The organism is Nocardia miyunensis NBRC 108239, from assembly GCF_001613065.1.
Lineage (GTDB): Bacteria > Actinomycetota > Actinomycetes > Mycobacteriales > Mycobacteriaceae > Nocardia > Nocardia miyunensis.
In genome coordinates, this window is record NZ_BDBQ01000059.1 from 1 (window position 1) to 14822 (window position 14822).

The 14822-nt window shown below is 66.0% G+C and carries 15 protein-coding genes and 1 tRNA gene; 9 read left to right on the forward strand and 7 right to left on the reverse strand.

Features of this window, described 5'->3' with window-relative positions; all coding sequences use genetic code 11:
• Window positions 1-15: 15 nt before the first annotated feature.
• Window positions 16-1101 carry a glycoside hydrolase family 183 protein gene (locus NM2_RS25570; RefSeq protein ID WP_067673654.1) on the reverse strand — a complete coding sequence of 362 codons (1086 nt, stop codon included), beginning with the start codon at window positions 1099-1101 and terminating at the stop codon, window positions 16-18.
• Between the two features lie 382 nt (window positions 1102-1483).
• A complete protein-coding gene (locus tag NM2_RS25575; RefSeq protein WP_067673656.1) occupies window positions 1484-3310 on the reverse strand; it encodes an acyl-CoA dehydrogenase in 1827 nt (608 codons plus the stop codon).
• Between the two features lie 635 nt (window positions 3311-3945).
• Here NM2_RS25575 and NM2_RS25580 point away from each other — a divergent pair.
• A complete protein-coding gene (locus tag NM2_RS25580) occupies window positions 3946-4551 on the forward strand; it encodes an alpha/beta hydrolase family protein (protein WP_067673679.1) in 606 nt (201 codons plus the stop codon).
• A gap of 12 nt (window positions 4552-4563) precedes the next feature.
• Here the strand turns inward: NM2_RS25580 and NM2_RS25585 are convergent, their stop codons facing one another.
• From NM2_RS25585 to NM2_RS25600, 4 genes are all read right to left on the reverse strand, one after another.
• Complete coding sequence (locus tag NM2_RS25585; protein WP_067673658.1) at window positions 4564-5256, reverse strand: class I SAM-dependent methyltransferase; 693 nt, start codon at window positions 5254-5256, stop codon at window positions 4564-4566.
• Window positions 5257-5325: 69 nt separating this feature from the next.
• Window positions 5326-6378 (reverse strand): glycoside hydrolase family 183 protein, encoded by a 1053-nt coding sequence (locus tag NM2_RS25590; RefSeq protein ID WP_157121309.1) that lies wholly within the window; start codon window positions 6376-6378, stop codon window positions 5326-5328.
• A gap of 263 nt (window positions 6379-6641) precedes the next feature.
• Window positions 6642-7385, reverse strand: a complete 744-nt coding sequence (locus NM2_RS25595; RefSeq protein WP_067673662.1) for a crotonase/enoyl-CoA hydratase family protein — start codon at window positions 7383-7385, stop codon at window positions 6642-6644.
• Window positions 7382-8167 carry an alpha/beta fold hydrolase gene (locus tag NM2_RS25600; RefSeq protein ID WP_245718217.1) on the reverse strand — a complete coding sequence of 262 codons (786 nt, stop codon included), beginning with the start codon at window positions 8165-8167 and terminating at the stop codon, window positions 7382-7384. The genes NM2_RS25595 and NM2_RS25600 overlap by 4 nt, the downstream gene beginning before the upstream one ends.
• A gap of 74 nt (window positions 8168-8241) precedes the next feature.
• Here NM2_RS25600 and NM2_RS25605 point away from each other — a divergent pair, with 74 nt between their 5' ends.
• The 7 genes from NM2_RS25605 (at window position 8242) to NM2_RS25635 (ending at window position 13771) form a co-directional block, all read left to right on the forward strand.
• Window positions 8242-8466 (forward strand): hypothetical protein, encoded by a 225-nt coding sequence (locus NM2_RS25605; RefSeq protein WP_067673665.1) that lies wholly within the window; start codon window positions 8242-8244, stop codon window positions 8464-8466.
• A complete protein-coding gene (locus NM2_RS25610) occupies window positions 8453-8749 on the forward strand; it encodes a hypothetical protein (RefSeq protein WP_067673667.1) in 297 nt (98 codons plus the stop codon). Before NM2_RS25605 ends, NM2_RS25610 begins: the two co-directional genes overlap by 14 nt.
• A gap of 116 nt (window positions 8750-8865) precedes the next feature.
• Complete coding sequence (locus NM2_RS25615; RefSeq protein ID WP_067673669.1) at window positions 8866-9186, forward strand: hypothetical protein; 321 nt, start codon at window positions 8866-8868, stop codon at window positions 9184-9186.
• Between the two features lie 458 nt (window positions 9187-9644).
• The gene (locus NM2_RS25620) at window positions 9645-10934 is read left to right on the forward strand and encodes a lipase family protein (protein WP_067673671.1); all 1290 of its coding nucleotides are present in this window, start codon (window positions 9645-9647) and stop codon (window positions 10932-10934) included.
• 331 nt (window positions 10935-11265) lie between these two features.
• The gene (locus NM2_RS25625; protein ID WP_067673673.1) at window positions 11266-12384 is read left to right on the forward strand and encodes an alkane 1-monooxygenase; all 1119 of its coding nucleotides are present in this window, start codon (window positions 11266-11268) and stop codon (window positions 12382-12384) included.
• Between the two features lie 96 nt (window positions 12385-12480).
• Window positions 12481-12870, forward strand: coding sequence for an FHA domain-containing protein (locus NM2_RS25630; RefSeq protein WP_067673675.1), 390 nt, complete (start codon window positions 12481-12483; stop codon window positions 12868-12870).
• Window positions 12871-12946: 76 nt separating this feature from the next.
• Window positions 12947-13771: a PE-PPE domain-containing protein gene (locus NM2_RS25635; protein WP_067673677.1), complete on the forward strand. Its 825-nt coding sequence runs from the start codon at window positions 12947-12949 to the stop codon at window positions 13769-13771.
• A gap of 88 nt (window positions 13772-13859) precedes the next feature.
• Here the strand turns inward: NM2_RS25635 and NM2_RS25640 are convergent.
• Window positions 13860-13930: transfer RNA gene (locus NM2_RS25640), tRNA-Gly, on the reverse strand.
• A gap of 85 nt (window positions 13931-14015) precedes the next feature.
• On the opposite strand from NM2_RS25640, the gene NM2_RS47820 reads away from it, so the two are divergent.
• On the forward strand, window positions 14016-14822 hold an 807-nt coding region (locus tag NM2_RS47820; RefSeq protein ID WP_157121308.1), incomplete at its 3' end, for an SDR family oxidoreductase.

Below are 14822 nucleotides of genomic sequence, written 5' to 3' on the forward strand. Positions count from 1 at the left end.
AAGCGGAGGCAGATATTACAGCTCCGCGCGCATCAGGACGACGTTGTACTGGTTGTGGACGCCCAGGGCGAAGTACAGGGCGTTGCCGGTCTGGTACGGGTAGAGCATCGGTGCGTAGGCGGTCTTCAGGTTGCGCACGTCGACCAGCACTCGGGCCGGGCCCCACGGACCCTCCGGGTTCGGCGCGGTTCGCATCACCACCGAATTGAACGGATCGGTGGTCAGCATGACGTACTGATGCAGATATTCGTTCCACACCACCGACAGTTCGCCGACGCCGCCGACGATCGGCTTGGCCGCGCCGACATCGTTCCGCTTCCAGGTCTTGCCGTCGAAGAATTCGTATGCGGCGTTGTTGGCGATGTCGCCTTCCTTGACCCGGGCGATGAATCCCGGGTTGTTGCGACCGGGCGGTGTGCCGTACTCGTACACGTAGCCGCCCGACTTCAGGAAGGCGTTCTGCTGGAAGTTGGCCCAGGGGCCGTCGGCCGCGCGGCGCGTCGTGGGCAGCTGGGCCCAGGTCTGGCCGTCGTCACCGGAGACGGCCAGGGTGGAGAAGTTGGTGTTCCACTTCCCGTCCATGCCCCAGTTGTGCACCGACATCATCCGCATGTACTGCACGCCGTTGACCGAGATGCCCGCGGTGGGGATGAAGCTGATCTCGATGCCCGGGATCTTCGGGCTGGGCAGCGGATTGTCGACGAAGCTGTCGTAGTGGATGCCGTGTGACGGGCTGGCCCCGGCGGGGCTGCGGTATAGCACGTTGGACCGCCAGGCCCAGACGCTGCCCGCCAGCAGGTTCGGCATGCCCAGTCCGGCGGTGTCGCCGTAGGCGCTGATCATGTGCCCGTGCCCGTCGTCCCACATGATGCCCAGGTCCGTGCCGAGCACGTTCTGCTTGTCGGTGTGGTTCGGGCTGGCCATCCCCGTCAGCTGGAATATCGCCTGCGTCGGCCCGGGTAGGTTGGGCAGACCGTTGGTGCCGTTCAGGCCCGGGAAGGGATTGATGTTGTTGGGGTCGGCTCCGGCCGGGGCTGTGGCCCCCACCGCGATTATCGCGACCGCCGCACACGCTCCGGCTAATGCGGACAGTCGTTTCATAATTCTGTTCCCTTCCATTCGGTCGCGCCGTGGGTATTGTGCCGGTTCTACGGGGCAGATGTGGGACTTGCGTTACGCAACATTGATCACATCGCCCGATTCGGTGCCTACTGTTACATGATCGTGATGCTGTGTCTTTGGCCTCCGCTCCGCTCCGGCTGTCCGCGGCCCCCGAAGTCTCACCGCTCGGCCCCGCGTCGGGCACTCGTTCCTCGCACCCGCCACGCGTCCGAGCGGCGAGACGGGCCGCGAACCTTGGGGTCGGCCATGACAACGTGTCGCGGGACGATGCGCCCGGATCGAAATCGCCTGGAATACAGCAAACGCCCCGCGCTCGGAGGTGAATCCGGGCGCGGGGCGTTCAGGCCATCGACCTACCAGGTCAGAAGGCTGCTTCGTCCAGCTCCATGATGTCGTTGTCCAGGTTGGACAGGATCGCGCGGGTCGCGGTCAGCTCGGGCAGCACGTTGCGTGCGAAGAACTGCGCGGTCGCGATCTTGCCCTGGTAGAAGGCCTCGTCCGAACCGTTGTCCAGCGCGGCGATGGCGATCTCGGCCTGCGCCAGCAGTTGCCAGCCGACCAGCAGGTCACCCACGGCGAGCAGGAAGCGCACCGAGCCCAAGCCCACCTTGTACAGCTCGTTGGCGTCCTCCTGCGCACCCATCAGGTGCCCGGTCAGGGTCGCGGCCATGCCCTGCACGTCCTCGAGGGCGGTCGCCAGCAGCTTGCGCTCGGCCTTGAGCCGGCCGTTGCCGCCCTCGCGCTCGAGGAACTTGCTGATCTGACCGGCCACGTGCGCCAGCGCCACGCCGCGGTCGCGGGCGATCTTGCGGAAGAAGAAGTCCTGCGCCTGGATCGCGGTGGTGCCCTCGTAGAGGGAGTCGATCTTCGCGTCGCGGATGTACTGCTCGATCGGGTAGTCCTGCAGGAAGCCCGAGCCGCCGAAGGTCTGCAGCGAATCGGTCAGGTACTGGTAGGCCCGCTCGGAGCCGACGCCCTTGACGATCGGCAGCAGCAGATCGTTCACCCGGGCGGCCAGATCCGCGTCCGCGCCCGAGACCAGCTCGGCGATGTCGGCGTTCTGGTGCGCGGCGGTGTAGAGGTAGACCGCGCGCAGGCCCTCGGCGTACGCCTTCTGCATCATCAGCGAGCGGCGCACGTCCGGGTGGTGGGTGATGGTGACGCGCGGCGCGGACTTGTCGGTCATCTGGGTCAGGTCCGCACCCTGCACGCGGGTCTTGGCGTACTCCAGCGCGTTCAGGTAACCGGTCGACAGCGTCGCGATCGCCTTGGTGCCCACCATCATTCGCGCGTTCTCGATGACGTCGAACATCTGCGCGATGCCGTTGTGCACCTCGCCGACGAGCCAGCCCTTGGCCGGGACGCCGTGGCCGCCGAAGGTGACCTCGCAGGTGGCCGAGACCTTCAGGCCCATCTTGTGCTCGACGCCGGTGACGAAGACGCCGTTGCGCTCGCCCAGCTCACCGGTCTCGTGGTCGAAGTGGAACTTGGGCACGAAGAACAGCGACAGGCCCTTGGTGCCCGGGCCCGCGCCCTCGGGACGCGCCAGCACCAGGTGCACGGTGTTCTCGAACAGGTCGTCGGCGTCGCCGGAGGTGATGAATCGCTTGACGCCCTCGATGTGCCAGGTGCCGTCCTCCTGCTTGACGGCCTTGGTGCGGCCCGCGCCCACGTCGGAACCGGCGTCGGGCTCGGTCAGCACCATGGTGGCGCCCCAGTCGCGGTCGACCGCGATCTTGGCCCACTTCTTCTGCTCTTCGGTGCCGTTGTTCCAGAAGATCGCGTTGAAACCGGGACCGGCGGCGTACATGTACGCGGCGGGCTGCGCGCCGAGGATCAACTCGCTGATCGCCCAGTGCACGCTGCGCGGCACGGCGAGACCGCCGAGCTCCTCGGGCAGGCCGAGCTTCTCCCAGCCGCCCTCCTGCATCGCGCGGAAGGACTTCTTGAACGATTCGGGGATCGAGACGCTGTGCGTCTCGGGGTCGAAGACCGGCGGGTTGCGGTCGGCGTCGGCGAACGACTCACCCAGCGGGCCCTCGGCCAGCCGGCGTACCTCGCGCAGCATTTCCTTGACTGTATCGGCGTCGAGATCGCCGTACGCGCCACTGTCGAGGATCGAACCGAGGCCGAGCACCTCGAAGAGGTTGAACTCCAGGTCGCGGACGTTGCTCTTGTAGTGACCCATCTGTCTACTCACTCTCCATCGAGTTTGGTGCGGTCGGACGTTGCCCGTTCCCGCCCGCGGTCTCCGCAAGTGGCGAACGGCCTTCATTAGTCCACTACTCGCGGGTAACTTACAGCGTATATTACTCGCGGGTAATCCGTCGTCAAAGAGTCGACGGGGCAGTGTGACGCGATGAACAGTTGTCGGCAGCACTCCCGGTTTGCCCAGATCAGTGCGGTGACCGGCCGAACGGCGAACGTTGCCGGGTCGCGGTGCGTGCGGAGTAGGTGGACGCCGGTCGAGCGCAACGGGTGGCCTGGCCTGACGGGCAGTGCGAACGGATCGGTTCTGTGATCGATCCGGTGACGGTCGTCGTCGCCGCGCGTTCTTTCCGGTGAGGATCGTGGGCACGCGGGCGTGATCGAGCGCGACGGTCCGGCTTTGTGGCTGATCGGATGCCGGTCGCCGGCGTGGAGGGTTCGTCGGGTGCGGTGGCGTGACCGGCGACGTGTGAGGGCGGGTCGCCCGGCTCGACTGCCGCCACCGGCCGTTACTGTCGATGAAATACGACGACCGGGCACGTGATGCCGGGCCGCGGCCGGCCCGGTGGCATCGCGTCGTCGAGCCGGGGACGTGTCATGGAGAGGCGGCATATCGTGCGTATCGAGACGAGTGCGGGGTCCGCGGAGGTCGAGCTCGACAAGCCGCGGTCGCCGAAATTCCTGCTGTTGCTGACCCACGGGTCCGGGGGCGGGGTCGAGGCGAAGGATCTGCTGGCGGTGCGCGATTGCGCGGTGGAGTTGGGCGGGGCGGTCGCGCGGGTGGTGCAGCCCTATCGGGTGGCGGGGCGCCGGGCGCCGGGTGTGGTGCGCACGCAGGATGCGGCGTGGCTGGAAATCGTTGCGGCACTGCGCAAGAAGGTGCGATCGGTGCCGTTGATCCAGGGCGGGCGCAGCAACGGCGCGCGGGTGGTGTGCCGAACGGCTGTCGAGGTGGATGCCAAAGGCGTTGTCGCTCTGTCATTTCCGCTGCATCCGCCGGGCAAGCCGGAGAAGACGCGGCGGGAGGAGTTGCTCGCGGCCTCGCGGTCGGTCGACGTCGTGGTCGTCAACGGCGCGCGCGATCCGTTCGGCATCCCCGATCCGGCCGATGCCGCCGAAGTGAGTGTCGTTCCGGGACAACCGCATTCGTTCCGCAGCGGATTCGATCTGATCATCGGCACGGTCGAACCGTGGTTGCGCAGGTGGGCCGCGACGGAGTGAGTCGTGCGCGGTTCAGGCCTCCGCGGCCTGCTCCGCCAGGTCCGGGACGATCTTCGTCGCGACGACCAGCGCATCGATCGCATCGCGGCCCTCGGTCCCGCGCAGTACGCGATCGGCGATCTGGATGCGGATATCGGGGACCGCGGCCAGATCGGTCACCACATCGTCGGGGGTGAACAGGACCGACCGATCGTGCGGACCGCCGAAACCGTCGGTGATGTTGGTGGTGTCGTGGCCGAGTACGAGCAGCGTGCCGCCGGGGGAGAGCAGTTCGGCGGCGCGCCTCAGCATCACCCGGCGCTGATCGGCGGGCAGGTGCACGAAGACGCTCAACACCAGCTCGAACGGCCCGGTGATCCCGGCCGCGTCGAGATCGGTGACGTCAGCGCACTGCCAGTCGATCCGGCCGCGCACCGATCGCGACAGCCGCGACGCCACCGTCCGCGCCTTATCGATCCCGACCTGCGAGAAATCCACCGCCCGGACCTGCCACCCGTGCGTGGCCAGCCACAGCGTGTTGCGACCCTCCCCGCACGCCAGATCCAGTGCGCGGGGCAGTTCCGGAACCGGCTCCCCGGCTGCGTCGGGCTGCAACACCACCCGCCGCTCGAGCCCGTACACATGCTCGACCACGGTGGCGTTCGGCGGCGCACCCCACACCAACTCGCTCTGCGTGTACCGAGCATCCCAATCGGCCGCGTCCATGGTTCGTATTTTCCGGCCTGCGCTTCGCTCCGGCACGGTCGGGTCCCGAAATCGAAGCGGAGGCCGAAGTTACAGCGTGGTGTGCATCAGCACCACGTTGTACTGGCTGTGGACCGTGGTGAGGAAGTACAGGTCGCGGCCGGTTTGGTACGGGAAGATCGACGGGGCGTATGCGGTCGGTAGCTCGCGGGCGTCGATCAGGACCTCGGGTGCGCTCCACGGGCCCTGCGGGGAGGAGGACCGCCGCATGACGACCGAGTTGAACGGGTCGGTGGTCAGCATCAGATACTGCCCGAGGTACTGGTTCCACATCACCGACAACTCGGCGACCCCGCCGGCGATGGGTGCGGCGGCATTCGGGTCGCCGCGCCGCCAGCCTCGGCCGTCCCAGTACTCGTACGCGCCGAGGTTCTGAATATCGTGCTCGCGCACCCGTGCCACATATGCGGCGTGATTGCGCCCCGACGCGGTGCCGTACTCGTACACCATGCCGCCGGATTTGGCGAACGCGTTCATCTGGAATTTGGTGTTCCCACCCGAATTGGGCCGCCGGGTGAAACCGAGATCGGCCCAGGTTTCACCATTGTCGGCCGAGGCGGCCAGCCCGGAATAGTTGGTGGTCCACTGTCCGTCGCGATCCCAGGTGCGCACCGACATCAGGCTCATGTATTGCACGCCGCCGACCTCGATGCCCGCGGTCGGGATTCGGCTGATCTCGATGAACGGGATCTTCGGGCTTGGAATCAGATCGCGTGCCTGACCCAGCGCATCGCGTACGACACCGTCGTAATAGATGCCGTTGGCCGGATTGTGGGTGTGGCTGCGCAGCAGGATATTGCTGCGCCAGGCCCACGTGCTGCCGGCCAGCAGGTTCGGCAGTCCCAGTCCCGCCGAATCGCCGAACGCGGTGAGCATCTGGTCTTTGCCGTTGTCCCACATGATGCCCAGATCGGTGCCGAGAACGTTGTAGTTCTGGGTGTTGTTCGGGCTCATCATGCCGGTCACCTGGAAGATCGCGCGGCTCCGGCCGGCCAGATGCGGCAGGCCGGCGGTCCCGTTCAATACGGGAATGGGGTTGATGGCGTTGGGATTCGCATCGGCGGGTGCGGTCATGGTCAACATCACCGCCGAGCCCGCGGCTATCGCGGACAGCAGGATGGATACTGCTCTGGACAAATTAGGTCGGCCTCCCGAGTCGTGTCGAGACGGGCGGCCGACGCCGGTCGAGACTCACCGCGGCCACACACGATCATCGACTGGCTGGCAAAATGTGAAATACAAACTGCGCACATTCGGCACGGGTTCAGCTACCCCGGTCACGGGGGTACTGCATATTGCAGCCGGTGTGTTTTCCACCGGTTCGTAATGTACAGCCGGTTCGCAGATTACCTGCGCGTTCGGGTTTGGCGAAGTATCAAAGGCAGCTGAGTCGCGCGTTCGATACCGAATGCGCGACGCGCCGAGGCGTGCCAGGTCCGGTCGAACAATCGTTTGGCGCTCGCCACCGCATGCGGTGAACGTTCCGCGATCCGCTCGGCCAGTTGCCGCGCGGTCGCGATCGGATCCTCGCTGATATCGGTGATCAGGCCGACGCGCGCGGCGTGGGCGGCGTCCACCCGATCGGCGGTCATGGTCAGCAGCAGCGCCTTGTCCAGGCCGATCAGCCGCGACAACGTCGCCGCACCGGTCATATCCGGAATCAGCCCGTGCTTCACTTCCATCACCGAGAAATCCGAATCCGGTGTGGCGAAACGGAAGTCGGCCGCCAACGCGAGTTGCAGCGCGCCGCCGTAACAGTGTCCGTGCACGGCCGCGATCACCGGTTGCGGCAGTCGCCGCCACGCCCAGCAGGCTTCCTGGAAGGAATTGGTGCCGCGCAACGGATTCGGCAGGAAATTGCGCGCGACGCCCAGCGGATTGTTCATCGTCCCGGCGATGTCCAGGCCGCTGGAGAAACTCGGTCCGTTACCGTGCAGAATTACCGCGCGAATATCCTTGCGGCCCTGGATTACTCGCGCCACCTGGGTGAGTTCGCGCAACATCTCGATGGTGAGGCCGTTGTGTTTGCCGGGACGATCCAGCGCGACGTCGGCACGGTTTCCGTCGATCCTCAGCGCTACCGGGCTCATCGGTCCACCGCGGCGAGCTGATCGAGGATGACGTCCGCGCACCGGCCGGGATCGTCGTAGAACGGGATGTGGCCGCTGCCGGGCAGCGTGAGGTGCCGCGCCTCGGGCAGCCGCGCGCGGGCGCGTCGGCTCTGCGGGGCATGGGTGAGCAGTATGTCGCGGTTGCCCCACGCGACGGTGACCGGGATGCGGGCCAGGCGTCCGGAGTCCTGCAGACGCGCGCGGTCGAAGGAGGCCAGCGCGGGGGCGAATCCGGGGGAATCGATCGCGCCCAGGGCGGTGGCCAGGGCGACCTCGCCGCTCGCGGCCCATGCCCTGCCGAAGACCAGGCTCAGCAATGCGGTGCGCCCGGCGGGCGTGCGCAGGATCGCGGGCAGTGCGGGCCGCATGATCCGGCCGAGCCTCGCGGACTGTCCGAGGGACTGCTGACACCAGACGCGTCCGGCGGTGGCCCAGAATCCGATCGGCGAGAAGGCGGTCACCGAACGGGCCAGCCCGCGGGCGGCCAGGTTCAGCACGATCAGCCCGCCCATGGAGTTGCCGGCCAGGTGCGGCGCGTCCAGGCCGTGCTCGGTGAGGAACGCCGCCAGCGCGTCGGTGAGGATGTCGACGGTGGTGTTCGCGAGAGGTTCGGATTCGCCGAATCCGGGCAGATCCACGGCGTAGACCTCGAACGATCCCGCCAGCCGGTCGATCACCGGCTCCCAGACCTGCCAGCGGCTGCCGACGCCGTGGACCAGGACCAGGGGCTCCCCGCTGCCGGCGCGGTGGTGATTCAACACGCGCACAGGGTAGCAACAGTTGGCGTTATGCCAACAGTGTTCGTTTCGGGCGTTTCGGCGGTACGATAATTGGTATGGCTACCCGTAAGGTGACGTTGTCACTCGATGCGGCGGCCTGGTCGTTCGCCGAGCAGGCCGCGGAGCGTGCGGGCATGTCCCCGTCCGCGTGGATATCTCGTGCCGCCCGGCGCGAAGCGGTGCGCACCGGCTGTGGTCCGGTGCCCGATCCGGCCGAGTCCGCGGCCGCCGACGAGGCCGAACTCGCGGCCGCCGAGGAGCTGATGCGTGCGCAAGGGTGAACTGTGGATCTACAACCCGCATGGTTCGCCTCGCCGTCGCGACATCATCCTGATCTCGAGTGACGGCATCAACGAGTCGCCGCGCCCCTGGCTGATCGCCGCCGAACTGCTCGACGAGGATCCGCAGGACATCCTGGCCGTATCGATTCCCGGTCACGGCTGGGTGCACGCGGGCAATCTGGGCCGTATCTACCGCGGCTGGCTGGTCGAACGCATCGATGCCGTGCAGGACGACACCCTCGAACGTCTCGATACCGCGCTGCGTGCCGCGATGGATCTGTAGCGCCCGCGTTTTGTGGATTGTCACCTCCGACTGTCCCTGAGCGGTGGGATGCGGCAGTATCACCACGGCGGTTGTGTGCCGCCGTAGCCGTATATGACGAGAATCGAGGAAATCAGTTGAGGATTACGCTGATCGCCGCCGCGTTGGTCGCCGTGCCCCTGCTCGCGGGCTGTGGTTCGGGTAGCGCCCAGCCCGAGGTCACCCAGGCGGACCTGTCCAAGGCGTTGCAGAGCAGCGGTCTGAACGACCCGAAGCTGGCCGACTGCGCCGCGAAAATCTATGTCGGCGAGGGTATTTCGCAGGACGGTCTGCGCCTGATGACCAAGCCCGGCACCGATACCAACAAACTCGACTCCGCCACCATGGGCCTGAGCAAGGACGACGCCGCCAAGGCCAAGTCCGCCACCCAGAAGATCCTCACCGACTGCATCCAGTAGTGCCTGCCGCCCGGTCGCGGCGCGTTCCGTGCCCGACCGGGTAGCGCACCGGTTGCTTCCATTGAAAGACAACCGGATTCGATCCTTCGCCGCGCTGTGGAGAACGAGGTGCTGTCCATGCCCGTTGTCGTCTCCACCGATATCAGGCCTTCGGTATCGACTCTCGTGCGGGCGCGGACGCCCGAAAGCGGCACTCGCCGTCGATCCGGGGCGTAATTCCCGGCCTTTCAAACGGTTTCGTCGGGCGAGTGAAACAGCAACAATGGCGCGTCCCCGCCGAATTCGAGCGAGTACCTGATCCGGATAGCGATTTCCGAAGCTGTCGCCCCGGGATGTCCTAGGCTGTAGACCTCGGTAACACGAATTGCATGTGTGCCTGGTTCTGCGCTCGAACACGGATTCGGGATCCTATCCGGATCCAGCTGCTCTGGACAACCCAATTGCAGAAAGGATCGAGTATGAGTGGCGGGAAACGCGCCTGGATCGCAGCGTTGGCAGGAACCCTCATGATGGTCGGCGGCGGAGCGATTGCCGCGCCACAGGGATGGTCCGAGCCGACGGCGCCACAGTCTCGACAAAACCTGGGCTCCATCATCCGCGCCGACGTGTCGCACCAGGTGACGTTGTCGGTGCCCGGATTGCCGGGGACCGTCGCGGCGCGATCGACACGCATCACGTACGCCAGCAGCACGACCAACGACTCGCCGGCCACGGTGGTGGGAACGTATCTGGAGCCGCTCGTGCCGTGGACCGGCCCGGGGGAACGCCCGCTGATCGCGTACGCCGGTGGCACCCAGGGGCAGAGTGGTCAGTGCGCGCCGTCGGCGATGCTTATGCAGGTGGTGCGCTACGAGCCTCCCGCCGACGCGCTCCTCGAATACGACCTCATCCCGATCTATCAGCTGCTGGCCCGCGGGATGTCGGTCGTGATCACCGACTACCACGATCTGAACGTGCCGGTGATCCACGACTTCCTGAACCGCAAGACGCAGGGGTACGCGGTGCTGGACTCCGCACGCGCCGCGTTGCGGCTGCCCGGCAGCGGTCTGAATCCCCGCTCACCGGTCGTCCTCTACGGCTACTCCCAGGGGGGTCTGGGCTCCGGCGCCGCGGCCGAACTGCAACCGAAGTACGCCCCCGAGCTGAACGTGCGCGGTGCGTATGTCGGTGCGCCCATGGTGGATCCCGAGCTCTATATCGCGCGGTACGACGGCCGCCCCGGCGTCGCATCGGCCATCGGGTGGATCCTCAACGGCATAGCCGCCGATTATCCGGACACCCGCCCGGCGATCGAGGCCGCGCTGAACAACACCGGTAAGTCGGCCCTGCACAACTCGATCGGTAAATGCGGAGGCGGTTTCGGTAGCAGTTTCATGCAGCCGCAGAACACGTCCCAATGGACAACCAGCGGACAGCCGCTCGCGACGGTGATCAACCGCACCCCGGTACTGAAGAAGGCGTTCGACGAACAGCGGCTCGGCGGGATCGCGCCGAAGATGCCGGTGCGCGTTTACTCGTCCCGGAACGATGACGCAATACCCTATCCACTCGTCCGTGGTCTGGCCGCGAGCTGGTGCGGTCGCGGTGCGACCGTTCAATTGCAGGCCGATTCGTCGCTGCCTCCCATGACCGGCTTCCTCGGTACGCACGACTTGGCATTCTTTCCGTCGCTGGCCGACTCGCAGCAGTGGGTCATCGATCGCTTGGCCAATGTGCCCGCCCCGGTCAATTGCGGTGCGCTGCCGTAGTCACCGGATACCCGAGCGATCTCGGCACGGCCGATATCCGGTCCGGACAGCGGGTCTGTGGATTCAATTGGATAACGCCGGTAACGGGTCGGATCACGGGTGGAATTGCCCTGGTCCGACCCGGCCGTCTGTCTAGGGGAAAAAGTCCCTATTAAGTAATCGGATCAATTTCCCGGCGTATGAACGTAAATGCCTGGTCGTTCAGTTGTTTTCGATTTTTCATTGGCATGTGACAGTGGGACCGCTACCGTGATGAGGGTTGGCGCGTCACCGCTGTCATCGGGAATACCTTCGAATTATCGTTTGTCGGCTGGGGTAGGGCGAGACGGTTATGACGGACGTAGAAAACATCCCTGTTCGCGATCGGAAGCGCTATCTGTGGGTGCTGAGTACGATCGCACCCGCATCCGCACTGTTACCGGCGCTACTGGTGCACTTCACGGGATTCGAACCGTTCTGGTGGATCGGCCCGGTCTTCGTGCTGATCCTGATACCGCTGCTGGACGTCGCGATCGGGCACGACAGCGGCAACCTGAGCGAGGAGGATTACGAGGAGTTGTCCAACGATCGCTACTATCGTTGGTGCACTTACCTTTTCCTGCCGATACAGTTCGCCGGCCTGGTCCTCGCGGGGTATCTGTGGTCCGGCGCCGAGCTGAGATTCGTCGACAAACTAGGTTTGGCGCTGACGCTGGGGATAGTGTCCGGCATCGGCATCAACACGGCCCACGAACTCGGCCATCGAGCCGAACATCTGGAACGGCGACTGGCGAAAATCGCACTGGCGCAGTCCGGATACGGGCATTTCTACGTCGAACACAATCGCGGCCATCACGTTCGCGTCGCCACGCCCGAGGATCCGGCGAGCGCCCGATTCGGCGAGTCGCTGTGGGAGTTCCTGCCGCGCAGCATCTTCGGCGGCCTCCGGTCGGCACTGTCCCTGGAGCGAGAGCGCCTGTCCCGCAAGGGAAAGCGATGGTTCAGCTGGCACAACAATCTGCTGCAGGCGTGGTCGTTGAGCGCCGTGCTGTTCGGCGGGATGATCCTCGCGTACGGATTCGTCATCATCCCGTTCCTGGCGTTGCAGGCCGTGATCGGCATCGGGCTGCTCGAGACGGTGAACTACCTCGAGCACTACGGGTTGCTACGCGCCCGCCGCCCGGACGGCCGGTACGCGCGATGCTCGGCGCGCGACAGTTGGAACAGTGATCGCCTGGTCACCAACGTCCTGCTGTTCCACCTCCAGCGCCACAGCGACCACCATGCCAACCCGGGACGCCGGTACCAGACCCTCCGAAGTCCCGAAAAAGCACCGCAACTGCCCTACGGCTACGCCACCATGTTGGTGCTGGCCATCGTCCCTCCGCTCTGGCGCGCGGTCATGGATCACCGCGTCCTGGCCCACTACGACGGGGACATCACGTTGGTGAACACGAAGCCGCGAGATTGAACGCCATTGGTTGTATCCTGGCCGCCGCCGGGTGTTCATCGTGTAGCTTGGCACACCAAATCTATTGTCGCGCAGTGACTTTTCAGGAGAATTTACGTGCTCGAACTGACCATGGCCACGGTGTCCGGGGCCGAGGCCGCGACCGGCGGCATGATGATGGCCGATGCTCCGAGTGAGGCGGGGGCGGTGTTGCGGGTGGGGCGCGACAAGTCGGTGTGCCGGATCGTCGTGCCGGGGGACTGGGTGTTCGTTTCCCCGGTTCATCTGGAGTTCGCATGTGGCGCCGAGGGCAGCTGGGATCTGACGTGGGTGGGTGGTCCTGAGGCCGGGGCGGATTCCGAGGTGCGGCTGGTTGTCGGTGAGTCCGCCGAGCCTCTGCTCAGGGGCGGGACGGTGGCCCTTCCGAAGGGCGGCCACGGTGAGGTCGTAATCTCGGACCGCAGTGCGCCCCGCAGCGTCAACATGGGCTTCTACCACGAGTTCTGAACCGGGGCGCACCGAACCGGGTGCCCGGGTGGGTGAGACCGCCCGTCGCACGACAACGATCCGCCGGGAGCGCCCCATGACCCCTTGCCCGATCACCGTGCTCGCTGTCGGTGGCACCAGCGAGTCGTTTCGTGGTGACACCCGCACGGCCGTGCAGGGGATGCTCTCGGCGGTCACCCGGCGGCTGTCCAGCCGGTTCGAATCCCGTTGGGTCGGTTACCCGTCCGACTACGGTCCGGCCTCCCGCCTGGACGGTGGATCGTTCGCCGGAGTCTCGGTGCCCGAGGGACGCGACAATCTCGCCGCGGCCATCGCCGCGACCGACGGGCCGGTCGTGCTGGTCGGTTACTCGCAGGGCTGCTGCGTGGTGCGGGAGCTGTTCGACGTGGGCGACGCGTCGATCCTGTCGCGGATCGCCGCGTCGGGGTTCCTCGCGGATCCGCTGATGCCCAAGGGCGCAGCGTACGCGAAGCCGACGCTGGCCGGCTGGGGCGTAGCCGGTGTCGGACACGAAATTCCGGTGCCCGCCTGGTGGATCGCGGGCGACCGCGATCCGATCACCAATGCGAGCCCCGATTCCCTGCTGCGCGACGTCGCGGACCTGACCGAGTTCATGTCGTTCACCGATGTATTGACCTGGGGGAGCAAGGTTCTCGAACGTCTCGCGGCGAACAACTGGCAGAACGCGTGGGGAGCCGACGACCCGGACAATCCCTTCGACGTCCTGGACGCGAAGCGACGCGTCGACACCGCGATCAGCGAGGCCCTGGCCTACCTGCCGCGCCTGCCGATCGTCAACGAGGCCGGCGGCCAGCACACTTCCTACGATTCAGCCGCCTACCTACCCGGCTGGCCGACCGGCTGTGAACTGCTGGCCCGGCTGATCGAGGCCGGGGTGTGATGCACACCTCGCCGACATCTCCCTCGCCGGACCTGAACGAAAAAACCGCCTGCCAACAGAAGTGCTGGTCAGGCGGTTGAAATAAGTGAGCCGGTGACGGGAATCGAACCCGCACTCTCAGCTTGGGAAGCTGATGTTCTGCCACTAAACTACACCGGCGCTGCCGCAGGGGCGCTGGAGAGACATTAGCAGATGAGCCCCAGGCGGGTGCAACTTCCCTGATCAGTGGCCTTGAGCTGCTGTTTTGCGGCAGCGGGTAGGGGACGCTGCCCACTGTAGCCGTCGTGGTGGCCGTGGCGGTTCGGTGGTCATCACGAGCTCGTTGGCGACCGTGCTCGCCCACGAGAACACCGCGCACTATGCGGCGGCCAAGGCGGGCCTGGTCAGCCTGATGAAGGTGATGGCGAAAAAGCTTGCCCCGCAGAATATCCGCGTACGACGCGAAGTTCGTCACGGGCACAACCCAGTTGATCGCTGCCGGGGGAGCTCTCTGACCCGGGCTCATACGCCTGGACGAATCGGGCGCGTCCGGTCGATGGCGTGCCGCTTCGGTCGGGACCGGCAAGCTCTACGGTGCAAGGCATTCGGACTGCTTGCCGGTCTCCGGCCCGATATTCGGGGACCCGGTCACCGCCGAATAGCGATCGTTCGCTGTGCCGCAGCGCACCGAAAACCGATGCTGTTCAGCGGAAGTCCGTTCGGTGCGTGTGCGGCGTCCATCCCATCAGGAACAGGGTACCGACGCGGCGGCTGCCGGGGGTTCGCTGAAGAGCCTGCCGCCGCGGCGAATCGCATTCCGCCAGTGTGGCGTCCGTTCGTTCTTGTGAGGAACCGACCCACTGTTCTGGAGTACAGAACGGCCACTGGACATATGCTGGCAGCTGTTAATGATCGTTCTCCTCGGCGTGGCGCGTCTCAGACGGGCTGCGGGGAGGCGGATCGTCAAGCGCAATGTCGGGGTGGAGAGGGTTATTACATGAGTAGAAGGCGATTCGGCGTCGCACTCGTCTGTGCGGTTGGCGTTGTGGGTCTATCGGCTGTGCCTGCCGTA